At 68.4% G+C, this 16,393-nt stretch carries 12 protein-coding genes, 1 tRNA gene and 2 pseudogenes; 5 read left to right on the forward strand and 10 right to left on the reverse strand.

Going from position 1 to position 16,393, the window contains the following annotated elements:
- Positions 1-362: pseudogene (locus tag A9W96_RS16135) on the forward strand (4-(cytidine 5'-diphospho)-2-C-methyl-D-erythritol kinase); the annotation flags it as partial.
- 337 nt (positions 363-699) lie between these two features.
- The gene (locus tag A9W96_RS16140; protein ID WP_066871806.1) at positions 700-2,334 is read left to right on the forward strand and encodes a fatty acyl-AMP ligase; all 1,635 of its coding nucleotides are present in this window, start codon (positions 700-702) and stop codon (positions 2,332-2,334) included.
- A gap of 74 nt (positions 2,335-2,408) precedes the next feature.
- Here the strand turns inward: A9W96_RS16140 and pth are convergent, their stop codons facing one another.
- From pth to A9W96_RS16160, 4 genes are all read right to left on the reverse strand, one after another.
- Positions 2,409-2,984, reverse strand: coding sequence for an aminoacyl-tRNA hydrolase (pth, locus tag A9W96_RS16145; RefSeq protein ID WP_067141196.1), 576 nt, complete (start codon positions 2,982-2,984; stop codon positions 2,409-2,411).
- Between the two features lie 12 nt (positions 2,985-2,996).
- Complete coding sequence (locus tag A9W96_RS16150; RefSeq protein WP_066880357.1) at positions 2,997-3,665, reverse strand: 50S ribosomal protein L25/general stress protein Ctc; 669 nt, start codon at positions 3,663-3,665, stop codon at positions 2,997-2,999.
- A gap of 136 nt (positions 3,666-3,801) precedes the next feature.
- Positions 3,802-4,671: an oxidoreductase gene (locus A9W96_RS16155; protein ID WP_067141198.1), complete on the reverse strand. Its 870-nt coding sequence runs from the start codon at positions 4,669-4,671 to the stop codon at positions 3,802-3,804.
- Positions 4,668-5,912, reverse strand: a complete 1,245-nt coding sequence (locus A9W96_RS16160; protein ID WP_067141201.1) for a cytochrome P450 — start codon at positions 5,910-5,912, stop codon at positions 4,668-4,670. Before A9W96_RS16160 ends, A9W96_RS16155 begins: the two co-directional genes overlap by 4 nt.
- Before the next feature lie 172 nt (positions 5,913-6,084).
- Here A9W96_RS16160 and A9W96_RS16165 point away from each other — a divergent pair, with 172 nt between their 5' ends.
- A complete protein-coding gene (locus tag A9W96_RS16165; protein ID WP_067141213.1) occupies positions 6,085-9,381 on the forward strand; it encodes a LuxR C-terminal-related transcriptional regulator in 3,297 nt (1,098 codons plus the stop codon).
- 1 nt (position 9,382) lies between these two features.
- Here the strand turns inward: A9W96_RS16165 and A9W96_RS16170 are convergent, their stop codons facing one another.
- The 5 genes from A9W96_RS16170 to A9W96_RS16190 all read right to left on the reverse strand — a co-directional run bounded on the left by A9W96_RS16170 (position 9,383) and on the right by A9W96_RS16190 (position 13,222).
- Positions 9,383-10,021: an LpqN/LpqT family lipoprotein gene (locus A9W96_RS16170; RefSeq protein WP_067141204.1), complete on the reverse strand. Its 639-nt coding sequence runs from the start codon at positions 10,019-10,021 to the stop codon at positions 9,383-9,385.
- A gap of 17 nt (positions 10,022-10,038) precedes the next feature.
- Entirely contained in the window at positions 10,039-10,383 is a 345-nt protein-coding gene (gene arsC / locus A9W96_RS16175; RefSeq protein ID WP_067141207.1) for an arsenate reductase (glutaredoxin), read from the reverse strand.
- Entirely contained in the window at positions 10,384-11,364 is a 981-nt protein-coding gene (locus A9W96_RS16180) for a ribose-phosphate diphosphokinase (RefSeq protein WP_064878996.1), read from the reverse strand.
- A gap of 103 nt (positions 11,365-11,467) precedes the next feature.
- A complete protein-coding gene (glmU, locus tag A9W96_RS16185; RefSeq protein ID WP_066871784.1) occupies positions 11,468-12,952 on the reverse strand; it encodes a bifunctional UDP-N-acetylglucosamine diphosphorylase/glucosamine-1-phosphate N-acetyltransferase GlmU in 1,485 nt (494 codons plus the stop codon).
- Between the two features lie 198 nt (positions 12,953-13,150).
- Positions 13,151-13,222 (reverse strand) — tRNA-Gln (locus A9W96_RS16190).
- A 173-nt stretch (positions 13,223-13,395) separates the two neighbouring features.
- On the opposite strand from A9W96_RS16190, the gene A9W96_RS16195 reads away from it, so the two are divergent.
- Positions 13,396-13,989 carry a TetR/AcrR family transcriptional regulator gene (locus A9W96_RS16195; RefSeq protein ID WP_133259221.1) on the forward strand — a complete coding sequence of 198 codons (594 nt, stop codon included), beginning with the start codon at positions 13,396-13,398 and terminating at the stop codon, positions 13,987-13,989.
- Between the two features lie 13 nt (positions 13,990-14,002).
- On the opposite strand, the gene lysA is transcribed toward A9W96_RS16195, so the two are convergent.
- Positions 14,003-15,343 carry a diaminopimelate decarboxylase gene (gene lysA, locus A9W96_RS16200; protein WP_067141210.1) on the reverse strand — a complete coding sequence of 447 codons (1,341 nt, stop codon included), beginning with the start codon at positions 15,341-15,343 and terminating at the stop codon, positions 14,003-14,005.
- A gap of 130 nt (positions 15,344-15,473) precedes the next feature.
- Between lysA and A9W96_RS16205 the strand changes: the two are divergent.
- Positions 15,474-16,393 (forward strand): annotated as a pseudogene (locus A9W96_RS16205) (transcription-repair coupling factor); the annotation flags it as partial.

Consider the following 16,393-nt stretch of genomic DNA (forward strand, 5'->3'; position numbering starts at 1 on the left):
AATTGGACCGGCTCCGCGAGGCGGGCGATCCGCCGCGGCTGCCCGCGCCCGGGCCGGTGCTGGCCGCCCTGGCCGCCGGCGATGCCGAGCGGTTGGCCCCGCTGCTGGGCAATGAGATGCAGGCGGCGGCCGTGAGCCTGAACCCGGGGCTGCGCCGGACGTTGCGCGCGGGGGTGGCGGCCGGGGCGCTGGCAGGCATCGTGTCCGGGTCGGGCCCGACGTGCGCCTTCCTGTGCGCGTCGGCGGCCGCGGCGGTCGACGTCGGCACCGAGGTGTCCGGGGCGGGCGTGTGCCGCACGGTGCGGGTGGCCAGCGGGCCGGTGGCCGGCGCGCGCGTGGTTCCCGCGCCCACCGAAGTGTGAATCTTTTCCCATTTTGCGCATTGGTTTGGCGCGTCCCTAAGAGGAGTTTAAGATGATCCGCGGTGACGGGATCCGTTGAGCAAGATCACTTAATTGCATCGTCCGCCGGGCGCTCCGGCGGACGATTAATTAATGGGCCCCGCCGAGTTTTCCCGGGCCCGTTTCGCGCTCATCGGGCCGGCGACCGCCGCCTCGTCATGGCGGGTGTGGACGCATCACCGATCCGAGACCTAACCGCCGCCCAACCGTGTTTACGTGCTTGCGGCGAAGTGTTGGCCACCGGGCGGAACATGAGATTCCGGGCGTTGGGACGAGGGCTGGAACCGAGGAGGACTCTGTGAGCAGGTTTACCGAGAAGATGTACCGCAATGCCCGGTCCGCGACGACGGGCATGGTCACCGGTGAACCCCACGAACCGGTCCGCCACACCTGGGGCGAGGTCCACGAGCGCGCGCGCCGCATCGCCGGCGGCCTGGCCGCCGCCGGCATCGGGCCCGGCGACGCGGTCGGCGTGCTCGCCGGTTATCCGGTGGAGATCGCGCCGACGGCGCAGGGCCTGTGGATGCGCGGGGCCAGCCTGACCATGCTGCACCAGCCCACGCCGCGCACGGACTTGGCCGTGTGGGCCGAGGACACCATGAACGTCATCGGCATGATCGAGGCGAAGGCCGTCGTCGTCTCGGAGCCCTTCCTGGTGGCCATCCCGGTGCTGCAGGAGAAGGGAATCCAGGTCGTCACCGTCGCTGACCTGCTCGCCGCGGAGCCGATCGACCCCGTCGAGGTCGGCGAGGACGCGCTCGCGCTGATGCAGCTGACGTCGGGGTCCACCGGATCCCCCAAGGCGGTGCAGATCACCCACCGCAACATCTACTCCAACGCCGAGGCGATGTTCATCGGCGCCCAGTACGACGTCACCAAGGACGTCATGGTCAGCTGGCTGCCCTGCTTCCACGACATGGGCATGGTCGGCTTCCTGACCATCCCCATGTACTTCGGCGCCGAGCTGGTCAAGGTCACCCCGATGGACTTCCTGCGCGACACGCTGCTGTGGGCCAAGCTCATCGACAAGTACAAGGGCACCATGACCGCGGCGCCCAACTTCGCCTACGCGCTGCTGGCCAAGCGGTTGCGCCGCAACGCCAAGCCCGGCGACTTCGACCTGTCCACACTGCGGTTCGCGCTGTCCGGCGCCGAGCCCGTCGAACCCGCCGACGTCGAGGACCTGCTGGATGCCGGCGCGCCGTTCGGCCTGCGGCCCTCGGCGATCCTGCCCGCCTACGGCATGGCCGAAACCACGCTGGCCGTGTCGTTTTCGGAGTGCAACGCCGGTCTGGTCGTCGACGAGGTCGACGCCGACCTGCTGGCCGCGCTGCGCCGCGCCGTCCCGGCCACTAAGGGCAACACCCGCCGGCTGGCCACGCTCGGGCCGCTGTTGCAAGACCTCGAGGCGCGCATCATCGACGAGAACGGCGACGTGATGCCCGCCCGCGGCGTGGGCGTCATCGAGCTGCGCGGCGAGTCGCTGACGCCCGGCTACCTCACCATGGGCGGTTTCATCTCGGCCCAGGACGAGAACGGCTGGTATGACACCGGTGATTTGGGCTACCTGACCGAGGAGGGCCACGTCGTGGTCTGCGGCCGCGTCAAGGACGTCATCATCATGGCGGGCCGCAACATCTATCCCACCGACATCGAGCGCGCCGCCTGCCGCGTCGAGGGCGTGCGGCCCGGCTGCGCCGTTGCGGTGCGGCTGGACGCCGGCCACTCCCGCGAGACGTTCGCCGTGGCGGTGGAGTCCAACGCCTTCCAGGACCAGGCCGAGGTGCGTCGCATCGAGCACCAGGTCGCCCGGGAGGTGGTGGCCGAGGTCGACGTGCGGCCGCGCAACGTCGTGGTGCTCGGGCCGGGCACCATTCCGAAGACGCCGTCGGGCAAGCTGCGCCGGTCGACGTCCGTCAGCCTGGTCACCTAGCCCGGCGAGCAGACACAAAAGCACGCAAAGCTGCGGCGTGTCGGGTGCTTTCGCGTCTGCTCGCGGTCGCCGGGCTACCAGGCGTGCACCCGGTTCTGCGCGGGCTCTAGCCCCACTTCGATCAGCAACTCGGTGGCATCGGCGGCCTGCTCGCAGATGGTGGGAACCTCGGCGCGCTCGGCGGCGCTGAAGGCTTCCAACACGAACGCCGCCGGGTCCTTGCGTCCCGGCGGGCGGCCGATACCGATGCGGACCCGTTGAAAGTCCTTGCTGCCCAAGGCGTTAGCGACCGAGCGCAGACCGTTGTGGCCGCCTTCGCCGCCGCCGACCTTGAGCCGGATGCGGCCAAAGTCCAAGTCGAGGTCGTCGTGGATGACGATGAGGTCGCCCGGTGCCACCGAGTAGAACTTCGCCAACGGGCCGACCTGACGGCCGGATTCGTTCATGTAGCAGCGCGGCTTGGCCACCACCACCGGGCGCCCGGCGAGCCGGCCGCTGACGATCTCGGCGCCGGACCGCTTGTGCGCCTTGAACTTCGAACCCATCCGGGCCGCGAGCAGGTCGGCGACCATGAACCCGACGTTGTGCCGGGTCCGGGCGTAGTTGTCTCCGGGATTGCCCAGGCCGACCACCAGCAACGGCTCGGCCACGTTGTGATCCGCCTACTCGGACTCGGCTTCGGCGGCCTCGTCGTCGCCGGCCTCGGCCTCTGCTTCGCCCTCGGCGGCCGCGGCTTCCTCGGTGACCTCGCCCGCGCCCTCGGCTTCGAGCTCCTCTGCCGTCGGCGCGGTGACCACGTTGACCACCAGGGTCTCGGGGTCGGAGATCAGGTTGACGCCGCTGGGCAGGGTGATCTGTCCGGCCGTGAACTGGGTGCCGGGCTCGGCGCCCTCGACCGACACCGTCAGCTGCTCGGGAATCGACAGGGCCTCGGCCTCGATCTCGATGGCGCTGGCCTCCTGGGTCACCAGCGTGCCGGGCACGGCCTCGCCCTCCACCACAACGGTGACCTCGACGACGACCTTCTCGCCGCGACGCACGACCAGCAGGTCGGCGTGCTGAATGGTGCGGCGGATGGGGTGGATGTCGAGCGACTTGGTCAGGGCCAGCTGCTCGGAGCCCTCGATGTCGAGGGTCAGCACGGCGTTGGTGCCGGCGTGGCGCAGCACCGCGGCGAAGTCGTGGCCGGGCAGCTCCAGGTGCTGCGGGTCGGTGCCGTGGCCGTAGAGGACGGCCGGGATCTTGCCGTCGCGGCGGGCTCGCCGGGACGCACCCTTGCCGGTCTCGCCGCGAACGGCGACCTTCAACTGGTTGAGTGCTTGCTTGGCCATCGTGTCGCTCCTGTGTGCTCGCCTGTGTGTCGGGGCACGGCCGGGGTCGCGACGATTCGTCGGTCTCCGTCGATAACGGTGCTGGACAGCCAGCCACCCTCGCCGTGACGCCCGGCCAGGTTAGCGCATCCGCACCTCAGAGGGGAAATTTGGTCTTGGTGAGCTGCTCGGACAGCGACCACAGCGCCGCGGCGGTGGCGGTGTCCCGGGCTCGGCGGCTGCGGGCGACCGGTTGGGTGCGCCCCATCTGGCCGAAGCGGGGGCCCACGAAGGTGTCCCCGGGCAGATCCTGGGACGCCGCGTACAAGGTTTGGCGGGCGCCGAAGTCGGCGTTGGTGGCGACCACCCGGGTGACGGCCGACATCAGCGTGTCACCGAGTTTGCGCCCGGAGGCGCCCTGCAGGTTGGTGTGCGAGTAGCCGGGGTGGGCGGCGATCGCGCGCAGTGGGGAGCCGGCGGCGGTCAGGCGGCGCTGCAGTTCGCTGGTGAACAGCAGGTTGGCGAGCTTGGACTGGCTGTAGGCCAGCCACGGCGAGTACCGCCGGTGCTGCCAGTTCAGGTCGTCGAGGTTGATGCTTCCCGGCCAGTGCGCCATCGACGACACCGTGACCACCCGATCCGTGAGCTTGGGCAGCAGCAGGTTGGTCAGCGCGAAATGGCCGAGGTGATTGGTGCCGATCTGGGTCTCGAAGCCGTCGACCGTCAGCGCGAAGGGGGCGGCCATGATGCCGGCGTTGTTGATCAGCACGTCGGCCTCGCTCACCCCGTCGGCGAACCGGTGCACCGACGACAGGTCCTGCAGGTCTAGCTCACGCACCTCGACCTGGCCGGCCATCTGGCGGGCGGCGGTCTCGCCCTTGCGGATGTTGCGCACGGCCATGATGATCGTGGCCCCTCGTCGCGCCAGCTCGCGGGCGGTCACGAAGCCCAGCCCACTGTTGGCGCCGGTGATGATGACGGTCCGTTCGGCGAACGACGGGAGATCTGCGGCGGTCCAGCCAGTCATGACTGAACAGTAGCGACATCGAACTCCAGCGGCAGGGTCATGGGCCCGGTGATTCCGCTGATCGCCTTCCATGGGGCCGGGCCGGTGCGGCGAGGGTTGGGCATGCGGCGCGTGATCACCCGCAGCGCCTCGGTCAGTTCCAGGCGCGCGAGGTGCGCGCCGAGGCAGTAATGCACACCGCCGCCGAAGGTGAGCATCGCCGGAGGGTCCTCGCGGGTGATGTCGACGCGCTCGGGCCGGTCGTACACGCTCGCGTCGCGGTTGGCCGCGGCGGTGTTGGCCAGCACCAGAGTGCCGGCCGGAATGCAGACTCCGGCCAGCTCGACGTCTTCGGCCGTCTGCCGAATGGTGCCGAAAATGATTGGGGAGTAACGCATCAGCTCATGGACCGCGTTGGCGGCAAGCTCGGGGCGCCGGGCCAGCAACTCCCACTGATCGGGATGGTCGGCCAGCGTCTGCACCGCGGCGGCCAGCTGGTTGCGCGTGGTGTCGGTACCGGCGCCGAGCAGCGTCGCGCACAGCATGAGTAGCTCGTCGTGGGTCAGCCGGTCACCGTCGTCTTCGGTGCGGATGAGCTCGGAGATCAGGTCGTCGGACAGCGATGCGCGTCGCCGGGCGATCAGCTCCTCGAGATAGGCGTCGAGCTGATCCCACGCGGCCAGGATCGCCGGGCCGTCCTCGGCGACGTTCCAGTCGAAGATCTTCTTGATGTCATCGGTCCAGTCGCTGAACAAGTGCCAGTCCTCGGGCGGTGCGCCCAGCAGCGCGCAGATGACCGGCGTGGGGTAGCGGCGGGCGATGTCGGAGACGACGTCGCAGTGGCCCGCGGCCGTGAGCGGCTCGACCAGGCCGGTGATGATCTCGCGGACCAGGGTGCGCAGCCGCTCGGCGCCCCGGGGTGCGAACGCCTTCGACACCAGCCGGCGCAGCCGGTGATGCGCCTCGCCATCGAGCCCGAGGATATTGCTGATCGCCCGGTCCCACAGCGGGCCGGAGGTGACGCCCTGCAGGTCGAGTCCGAGGCCGCGCGCGGTGACGAATCTGCTGTCGCGCAACACGGTTCGAACCAGTTCGTAGCTGAGCACTTCCGGCCCGTGTGGGCCGATGGCGATCGGCGACAGCTCGCGGGCGGCGTCGATGATGCGGTGCGCGTCGTCGGGGTCGGTGAGGTGGTCGTAGGCGATGACGGGCAGGCCGGCGTTGAAAACGTTCGGGCGGGTGGTCGTTTGGGCGATTGTCATCGGGGTCTCCTCGGTCGGGTTGAGTCGACTATCCGGCCCGGCGCGGCGAAGACCATCCGCCGCGGCGCGCATATCTGCGCGCCCGGGGGTCGTAGATCCGGATGCCCGCCCGTGGTGGATCTGCGCGCATTGGCCGATGTTTTGCCCCGTCGAGGGCGCAATCCTGGCTAACATGAGCCAACACGCGGAGATAACGCCGCTAACCTGGGACGATTTGGGCGTGGTCGAGTTGCTGCCGACCGGAACGGTGACATTGCTGCTGGCCGATGTCGAGGGCTCGACGCGGCTGTGGGAAACGCAACCCACACAAATGACCGACGCGCTGGCTCAGCTGAACAAAATCGTGAACGAGTCGGTCGCGGCGCATGACGGGGTGCGCCCGCTCGAACAGGGTGAGGGCGATAGCTTTGTGGCCGCCTTTGCCCGGGCATCGGATGCGGTGGCGTGTGCGCTGGAGTTGCAGCGCGCCCCGTTGGCGCCCATCCGGGTACGCATCGGCATACACACCGGTGAAATCCAATTGCGCGACGACGCCAACTACGCGGGCCCGACGATCAATCGCACCGCGCGGTTGCGCGATCTCGCGCACGGAGGGCAGACCGTGTTGTCGGGCGCGACCGAATCGATGGTGGTGGACCGGCTGCCCGACGGCGTGTGGCTCGCCGACCTGGGTAGCTACCCGTTGCGCGATGTACCGCGTCCGGAGCGTGTTGTCCAAGTGTGCCACCCGGATCTGCGCAATGACTTCCCGCCGCTTCGGGTGCGCACTGTGGTTGCGTCGCACAACCTTCCGGCACAGCTAACCAATTTTATTGGGCGCCAAGAGCAAATGAGGGAGTTGGAGCAACTGGTTGGCGGCAACCGGCTGGTCACCTTGACCGGCGCGGGCGGCGCGGGCAAGACCAGGCTTTCCGTGGAAGTCGCCGCTGCACTTAACGGCGAATTTTCCGATGGGATCTGGTACGTCGACCTGGCCCCCATCACCAATTCTGCTGTGGCGCCATTGACAGTCGCCCGCACCTTAGGGCTGCCCGATCAGCCTGGCCGCTCCACGATGGACCTGCTCTTACGGTTCTTCGGCGACAAACGGATGTTGCTGGTGCTGGACAACTGTGAGCATCTGCTCGACGCATGCGTGGCGATGGTCGTCGAGTTACTTGCGGCATGCCCACATCTGGCGATTCTGACGACCAGCCGTGAACCGCTCGGAGTGGCCGGCGAACTGACGTGGCGGGTCCCTTCACTGTCTCTCAACGACGAAGCGATCGAGCTGTTCACCGACCGTGCCCGTCGGGCGCGCCCCGGGTTCGTTGTGGACAAGGACAACACCGCGCAGGTGACCGAAATCTGCGCCCGCTTGGATGGCATGCCACTGGCGATCGAGCTTGCCGCGGCACGGGTTCGCGCGCTGTCGCCTGACCAGATCTTGGACAGCCTGCATGACCGGTTTCGTCTGCTGACCGGAGGTGCACGCACCGCGGTGCGCCGCCAGCAGACGCTGCGAGCGTCGGTGGATTGGTCGCATGCGCTGCTCACCGAGCCTGAGAAGGTGCTGTTTCGAAGGCTGGCGGTGTTCGCCGGTGGCTTCGACCTCGATGCCGCCCAATCCGTCGGCGCCGACGGCGAGGTGGAGCGGCATCAATTGCTGGACCAGCTGAGCCTCTTGGTCGACAAATCTTTGGTAGTCGCCGACGACACCGGCACCGGAATGCGATACCGCTTGCTGGAAACCGTACGCCAGTACGCGCAAGAAAAACTCGGCGAGTCCGGCGAGGCCGACCAGGTGCGCACCCGCCACCGCGACTACTACACCACCAGGGCTATCGCATTCGGGACTCAGGGGCTGGCCGGTGTCGATCCGCTATTACGTTGGGCGCAACGGGAAATCGAGAATCTACGAACCGCTTACGGTTGGAGCCGAGAGAACTCGGACATCGAAACAGCGATGCGGCTGATCCTTTCGCTGCAACCACTGTGGTTGCGGGCCGGCCGCGTCGGTGAAGCACTGGCGGGTTTGGACGCTGTCTTGACTGACGAAGGGCCCTTGCCTATCACACCTGCCGTGCGGGCAGGTGCGGTGATCGAACGGCAGTTCCTCGCTGCTTGGTTGGGCCTTCCAACGGAATTGAGTGCGGCACAGGACGCATTGGGCGTCGCTCGTCAGCTCAACGACCCGGCATTGATCACCCGCGCCCTCATCACATGCGGGATGAGCGCCGTCTACACGCCCGATGTGGTCCAGCGCTACTTCGCCGAAGCAACCGAACTGGTCCGCGCGGCTGGAGACCGGTGGACTCTATGCCAAATCTTGAGCCACCAGGCGACGGTTGGCGCCATGTCCGGTGAACCGACCGCAGCACGTGCGGCCGCCGAGGAAGGACGCGACCTCGCCGATGCGCTCGGCGATCGGTTCTACTCACGGAACTGCCGAACCTGGCTCGTCGTAGCGCTGATGATGCAAGGAAACCTTGCCGAAGCGGCCGAAATCGCACGTTGCTTGGCTATAGAGGCCGCGGAGGCCGGGGATGTGTTGATGAATGCTTATGGATGCCTGGTGCATGGCGTGGTACTGGCCCGCCAAGGGCACGGGCCGGCCGCACACGCAGCGGGGCAATCCGCGGGGGTAGCCGCAGAGGTGCTGGGTGGAGTTTCCGAAGACTCGGTATACGCGGTCCTGGGTGACGCCGCGTTGGCCTCCGGTGATGGGTCTTCGGCAATGCGGTTCTGCGAGATGGCATGGGAGCACAGCAATCCGCTGCGGGAAGTGTTCACCAGATCCACCGCCCCGCTCGCCCAGGCGGCCTTAGCAAGCGGTGATGTGCCCACAGCGCGCCGCTGGGCCGACGAGAACATCGCACTGACACCGGGCTGGCAACGAGTGCCGGCGCTGGTAGTACGCGCCTACATTGCGATGGCCCAAGGTGACCCGGGGCAGGCCGAGCGTGACGCTCACGAGGCTCTCACGATCGCCGACGGCACCCGCGGATATTTGCATGTTGACGACGCCTTGGAATGTCTTGCCCGCTTGGCCGCCGCCAACGGCAGTCACCAGCACGCGGCGCGTCTGTTGGGCGCAGCGGAGACCATACGGCAGCGGATGGACCACCCTCGCTTCCCGATGTATGAGACAGAGTACGCGTCCACCGTGGCGAAGATCCGGGAAGCACTGGAACAGACAGACTTTGACGCCGCCTGGGCCGAGGGGGCCGCTTTATCCACCGAGGAAGCCATCGCGTACGCCCAACGCGGCCGCGGCGAACGCAAACGCCCCGCCAGCGGCTGGACGTCGCTAACCCCCATGGAAACCGATGTGGTGCGCCTGGTGCAGGAAGGCTTGGGCAACAAGGAGATCGGGGCCCGGCTGTTCATCTCACCGCGCACCGTGCAGACCCACCTGACGCACGTCTACGCCAAGCTCGGCCTGACGTCCCGGGTCCAGCTCGTTCAAGAAGCCGGTCGCCGCGCTTGAATCACTTTGCCGCGACCACGAATCCGTTGATGATCGTGTTGATGTCGGTTGACTGCGCGGCGGCCTGATCGGCGAAGCCGGTGATGGTCAGCTGCACCAGGTACCGCTGGTGGGCGGGTGGCGATCCGGTCGCGATGACGATGCGGTTCCAGCTGTGCAGCCGCATGCCACCCTCGAGGTCGTAGCTGCCCTGGATCATCGAGGAGGGAAAGCCGTTGTAGGGCTTGCCGGAGGCGTCCAGCTGTTTGAAGTTCGGGAACAGTTGCGCGTCGTCGTTGCCGTGCTTGATCACCTGGGCCGGGTCGAACTCGCCGTTGAGCTTGAACACCACCAGGCGCGCGGTCGGAAATTTGCCGCCTTGGGAGATGATCAGCGTTTGTGGGCTGATGTTCGGGCTGGTGAACGGCGACCAGCCCGGCGGTGTCGGTATCGACACCGTCAGGTCGGGCAGCGAACCCGGTGCCACCGGTTCCCCGGTCACCCCGATGCTCTGCAGATACTGCGACAACGGAACCGGCTTCTCGGCCGGCTTGGTCGTCGTCGCCGTCGACGTCGTCGACAGGATCGATTGGTAGTCAGTCGGTTTCGGTGCACAGCCGCCGGACGAGAAAGCCGCCGCAATCATCGCGGCAGCGGCCATGCGCCGGCAAAGCCGAGTCACAGAATCTCGCGGACCGCGTCGATCGGGCGGGCCAGCCGAGTGCCCTTCGGGGTGACGACGAAGGGGCGTTCGATGAGGATGGGGTGTTCGACCATGGCGTCGAGCAACTGATCGTCGGTGGCGTCGGCGAGGTTGAGCTCGTCGTAGAGGGATTCCCGCTTGCGCACCGCGGTGCGCACGTCGATGCCGGCGTCGCGGATCATCTTCACCAGCTCGCCACGCGACGGCGGGGCCTTGAGGTATTGGATGACGGCGGGCTCAATGCCGTTGTCGCGCAACAGGTCCAGCGTCTTGCGGGAGGTGCTGCATTTGGGGTTGTGGTAGATGACAGAGTCGGCCATCTAGGCGTCTCCGTCGAAAAGCCCTGTAACCGAGCCGTTTTCGAAGACGGCGCGGATGGTGCTGGCCAGCAGCGGCGCGATCGACAGCACCGTGAGCTGCGGGAAACGCTTCTCCTCGCCGATGGGCAGGGTGTTCGTCACGATCACTTCCCGGGCGCCGCAGGCGGCCAGCCGCTCGGCGGCCGGATCGGAGAGCACGCCGTGGGTGGCCGCGATGATCACGTCACCGGCGCCCTCGTCGCGCAGCAACTTGACCGCGCCGGCGATGGTGCCACCGGTGTCGATCATGTCGTCGATCAGCACGCAGGTGCGGCCGGCCACCTCGCCGACGACGCGGTTGGACACCACCTGGTTGGGCACCCGCGGGTCGCGGGTCTTGTGGATGAAGGCCAGCGGGACGCCGCCCAGCGCGTCGGCCCATTTCTCGGCGATGCGCACCCGGCCGGAGTCGGGCGAGACGACCACCATGTTGCCGTCGGGGTAGTTGTCGCGGATGTAGCCGGTCAGCAGATTCTGTCCCCGCATGTGGTCGACGGGTCCGTCGAAGAAGCCCTGGATCTGGTCGGTGTGCAGGTCGACGGTAACGATCCGGTCCGCGCCCGCGGTCTTGAGCAGGTCCGCGACCAGCCGCGCCGAGATCGGCTCGCGACCCCGGTGCTTCTTGTCCTGCCGGGCGTACGGGTAGAACGGCATGACGGCGGTGATCCGCTTGGCGCTGCCCCGCTTGAGGGCGTCGATCATGATCAGCTGTTCCATCAGCCAGTTGTTGACCGGATCCGGCGCCGACTGCAGGACGAACGCGTCGCAGCCGCGCACGGATTCGTGGAACCGCACGAAGATCTCGCCGTTGGCGAACTCGCGCGCCGTCTGAGCGGTGACGTGGACGTCGAGCTCCTTGGCCACCTGCTCCGCCAGCTCCGGATGCGCACGGCCGGAGAAGAGCATCAAATTTTTGCGGTTATCGGTCCAGTCGTGGCTCAACGCACTGCCCTCGCCATATCGGGGTGGGGAATGGAACGCCCCATCGTACGAGGCGAATCGTACGGAAATGTGGCCGGGTTGCCAGCGAACGAATGCACGGTGTCTAGTCGGCTTCCGGCGCGGGGCCCGCTGTGGCGGTTTGACCGGCGGCTTTCTCGGCGGCCTCGGCCGCCTGCGCGGCCGCACTGCCGGGGCGCTTGCGGCGCACCCAACCCTCGATGTTGCGCTGCGGACCGGCGGAGACCGCCAGGGTCCCGGGTGGGACGTCGTTGCGTACCACCGTTCCCGCGCCGGTGTAGGCGCCGTCGCCGACCGTCACCGGCGCCACGAACATGGTGTCCGAGCCGGTGCGCACGTGCGAGCCGATGGTGGTCCGCCGCTTCGATTCGCCGTCGTAGTTGACGAACACGCTGGACGCGCCGATGTTGCTGTGTTCGCCGATGTCGGCGTCCCCGACGTAGGTCAGGTGCGGCACCTTGGACCCGGTGCCGATGGTGGCGTTCTTGGTCTCGACGAACGCCCCGAGCTTGCCGTCGTCGCCCAGCACGGTGCCCGGCCGCAGGTAGGTGAAGGGGCCGACGGTCGCGCCGGCCCCGATGGACGACGACGTGCCGTGGGTGCGCACCACCGAGGCGCCGTCACCGACGCTGACGTCGGTCAGGGTGGTGTCCGGCCCGACGACGCAATGCGCGCCGACCTGGGTGCGGCCCAGCAGCTGCGTGCCCGGGTGGACGACGGTGTCGCGACCGATCGTGACGTCGACGTCGATCCAGGTGGTGGCGGGGTCGACAACGGTGACGCCGGCCATCTGGTGGGCCGCGATGATGCGGCGGTTGAGCTCGGCGCCCAGCTGGGCGAGCTGGACGCGGTTGTTGACGCCGGCCACCAGCGCGCTGTCGTCGACGTGGCGGGCGTGGATGGCCAGGCCGTCGCCGCGCAGGATGGCGATGACGTCGGTCAGGTAGAGCTCCTGCTGGGCGTTGTTGGAGCTCAACCGGTTCAGCGCCGAGCGCAGCGCCGCGGTGTCGAAGGCGTAGACGCCCGCGTTGACCTCGCGTATCTCGCGCTGCGAGGGCGTGGCGTCGGCGTGTTCCACGATCGCCATCACCTCGTTGTCCTGCGTGCGCAAGATGCGGCCGTAGCCGCTCGGGTCGCTCACCGTCGTGGTCAGCACCGTGACCGCGGCCGGCGCGGCGCTGTGGCTGGCGATCAGGTCGGCCAGGGTGTCGGCGTCGAGCAGCGGGGTGTCCCCCGAGGTGACGACGAGCACGCCGGCGTAGTCGGCGGGCAGTGCGGACAGCCCGCACAGGACCGCGTCGCCGGTGCCGCGGGGCCGGTCCTGCAGCGCCACGTCGATGGGACGTCCCAGGGCGTCGGCCCAGTCGGCGACCAGCGGTGCGATGCGCTCGTGGTCGTGGCCCAACACGACGGCCAGGTGCTGGGGAGCCACCTTGGCGATCGCGTGCAGCAGGTGGGCCAGCATGCTGCGCCCACCGATGGTGTGCAGGACTTTCGGGGTGTCCGACCGCATCCGGGTGCCGGGCCCGGCCGCTAGCACCAGGACCGCGGTGTCACCAGGAGACGACATCGACCCTCCTCGTTGGGTTTGTCCGCGCGGGCTGCGCGCGTCAAGCACCGACACGCCGTCAAGCGTGTCACCTCAGCTGCGGTGAAGGCAAAAACCGAGCCGTAGAACGACTCTTCAGGTCAACCCGTCGAGTGTGGGCCCTGCGTAGGGAAACTGTGGTCGTTTCATGCCTAGGCCCCACGCTCGATGCGGACGAAGCTCCGTCGCCAGGACTCGAACCTGAACTATCTGAACCAAAATCAGAGGTGCTGCCGATTACACCACGACGGATCGCTAACCCACGGCGAGCGGCGGGTTGGGACCGCTCGCGCCAAGATGACTTTAGTCCGACGACGGTGCGGGCCGCTTGCGGGCTTTCGACCGATACGCTGATTGACGTGGCCGTGCTGGACCCCCAAACGCAGAAGGACCCGGACAAAGAGGTGCGGGCACCGCGCGCGCGGATGACCGGCACCGAGCGCCGCCAGCAGCTGATCGGCATCGCACGCACGCTGTTCGCCGAGCGCGGGTACGAGGGCACCTCGATCGAGGAGATCGCGCTGCGCGCGAACGTGTCCAAGCCGGTCGTCTACGAGCACTTCGGCGGCAAGGAAGGCCTCTACGCCGTCGTCGTCGACCGGGAGATGTCGGCGCTGCTGGACGGCATCACGTCGTCGCTGACCAACAACCGGTCGCGGGTGCGGGTCGAGCGGGTGGCGCTGGCGCTGCTCACCTACGTCGAAGAGCGCACCGACGGGTTCCGGATCATGATCCGCGACTCGCCGGCCGCGATCAGTTCCGGCACCTACTCCAGCCTGCTCAATGACGCCGTCAACCAGGTCAGCTCGATCCTGGCCGGCGACTTCTCCCGCCGCGGCCTGGACCCCGGGCTGGCGCCGTTGTACGCGCAGGCGCTGGTCGGCTCGGTGTCGATGACGGCGCAGTGGTGGCTCGACACCCGCGAGCCGAAGAAGGAAGTGGTGGCCGCGCACCTGGTCAACCTGATGTGGAACGGCCTGACCCACCTGGAAGCCGATCCCCGGCTGCAGGACGAGTAGCCGGCCCGCACGGCTAGCCGCGGTCGCGGGCCAGCAGGTCGGCCACCGTTTCCCGGCGAACCAGTTCGCGGGCCCGGCCGTCCTTGACCGCCACCAGTGCCGGGCGCCCGACCATGTTGTAGTTCGACGCCATGCTGTGGTGATAGGCGCCGGTGCAGGCCACCGCCAGCAGGTCGCCGGGGTGCAGGTCCGCGGGAAGCTCGACGTCGCGGGCGATCTCGTCGCCAGACTCGCAGTGCCGGCCGGCCACCGTGACGCGCTGCTTGAGCCCGAGCGGGTGCCGGTTCGCCAGCGCGACCTCGTAGCGCGCGCCGTACAACGACACCCGCGGGTTGTCGCTCATGCCGCCGTCGACGGCGACGAAGGTGCGGCCGTTGTTCTGCGTCTTGATCGAGCACACCCGGTACAGCGTGACACCGGCCCGCCCGCTGATGGCCCTGCCCGGCTCCACCACCACCTGCGGGCGGGGGAAATGCTCGGCGGCACAGGCGTCGTCGAGGGCGTTCTCGATGACATCGGCCAGCTGTTCGAGGTTGAGCTCGCGATCGCCGGGGACGTAGGGGACGGCGTGCCCGCCGCCGATGTTCAGCTCGGTGAGGATGACGCCGTGCCGGGCCCGGATATCGGCCATCGCCGGGATCATGCGGCGGATCGCCTCGCCGTACAGGGCGGGGTCGGTGACCTGGGAGCCGATATGGCAGTGCAGGCCGACGAGGTCGAGGATGGGATGCGCCAGCACGCGCTGCACGGCCTCGGCGGCGTGGTCGCCGGCGAGGGTGAAGCCGAACTTCTGGTCGCTGACGCCGGTGGTGACGGCGCGGTGTCCGTGGATGTCGATGTCGGGGGTTACCCGGATGAGCACCGGCTGGCGCCGCCGCGCCAGACCGGCGAGGTAGGCGATCTCCATGCAGGAATCCAGCACGATGCGCCCCACGCCGACGCGCACCGCTTCACGCAACTCCTCGGGCGATTTGGCGTTGCCGTGCAGGACGATGCGGGCCGGGTCGAAACCACCGGCCAGGGCCACGGCCAGCTCGCCGGCCGAGCAGACGTCGATGCCCAGGCCCTCGTCGCGGGCCCAGCGCGCCACGGCGGTGCTCAGCAGCGACTTTCCGGCGTAGACCACCTCGACGCCACGCAGCGCCCGCCGGTAACGGCGGGCGCGATGCCGGAAGTCGGTTTCGTCGATGACGTAGGTCGGGGTTCCGAACTCGTCAGCGATATCGGCCAGGGGTACGCCGCCGACGCACAGCCTGCCCTCCTCGTCGGGGTGGGCGGTGACGGGCCAGATCGCGGGATCGAAACGCGGGGGAGCCGCGTGACCGAGGGACGGCAGGATGTCCAGCAATGTCATGAATTCAACGTGCGCCCGCGGGTAGTCCGGTGGTGCTTTTCTTACGATCCCTTGACGGCGGCGAGCTCAATATTGACGTGGTTCGGTGCGTCCGGCCCTGTCGCGCAGGGCCCCTAGAATGGAATTCATCATGACCGCACCGGGGGCTGCTCGCCCAGAAACCCCGATCGCGGGGCTCGTTGAATTGGCGCTCACCGCGCCGACCTTCCAGCAGCTGATCGACAGCGCGGCCGCGTCGCCGGCCGAGTTGAGCCTGGTGGGTCCAGCCAGCGCACGGCTATTCGTCGCCAGCGCGCTGGCGCGGTTGGGCCCTCTGCTGGTAGTCACCGCGACCGGGCGCGAAGCCGACGACTTGACCGCCGAACTGCGCGGCGTCTTCGGCGACGCCGTTGCGGTGTTCCCGTCCTGGGAAACGCTGCCGCACGAGCGGCTTTCGCCCGGCGTCGACACCGTCGGCGCCCGTTTGACGGTGCTGCGCCGACTGGCCCATCCCGATGACGCGCGGCTGGGCCCGCCGCTGCAGGTGGTCGTGACCGCGGTGCGTTCGCTGCTGCAGCCGATGACGCCGCAGCTGGGCCTCGTGGAGCCGGTCACGCTGACCGTCGGCACCGAGACCGAATTCGAGGGCGTGATCACCCGGCTCGCCGAGTTGGCCTACACCCGGGTCGACATGGTGGGCCGGCGCGGCGAATTCGCCGTCCGCGGCGGCATTCTCGACGTCTTCCCGCCGACCGCCGAGCATCCCGTGCGCATCGAGTTCTGGGGGGACGAGGTCAGCGAGATGCGGATGTTCTCGGTCGCCGATCAGCGCTCCATCCCCGAGATCGAGGTCGACACCGTGATCGCGGTCCCCTGCCGGGAACTGCTGCTGACCGATGACGTGCGGCGGCGCGCCGCCGAACTGGCCGCGCGGCACTGCACCACCGAGCCCGCCATCACCGGCAGCGTCACCGACATGCTGGCCAAGATCGGCGAGGGCATTTCGGTCGACGGCATGGAGGCGCTGCTGCCGGTGCTTCGGCCCGGCGAGCACGTGCTGCTCACCGACCA

The sequence above is a fragment of the Mycobacterium sp. 1245852.3 genome, assembly GCF_001669335.1.
In the GTDB taxonomy this organism is placed as follows: domain Bacteria; phylum Actinomycetota; class Actinomycetes; order Mycobacteriales; family Mycobacteriaceae; genus Mycobacterium; species Mycobacterium europaeum_A.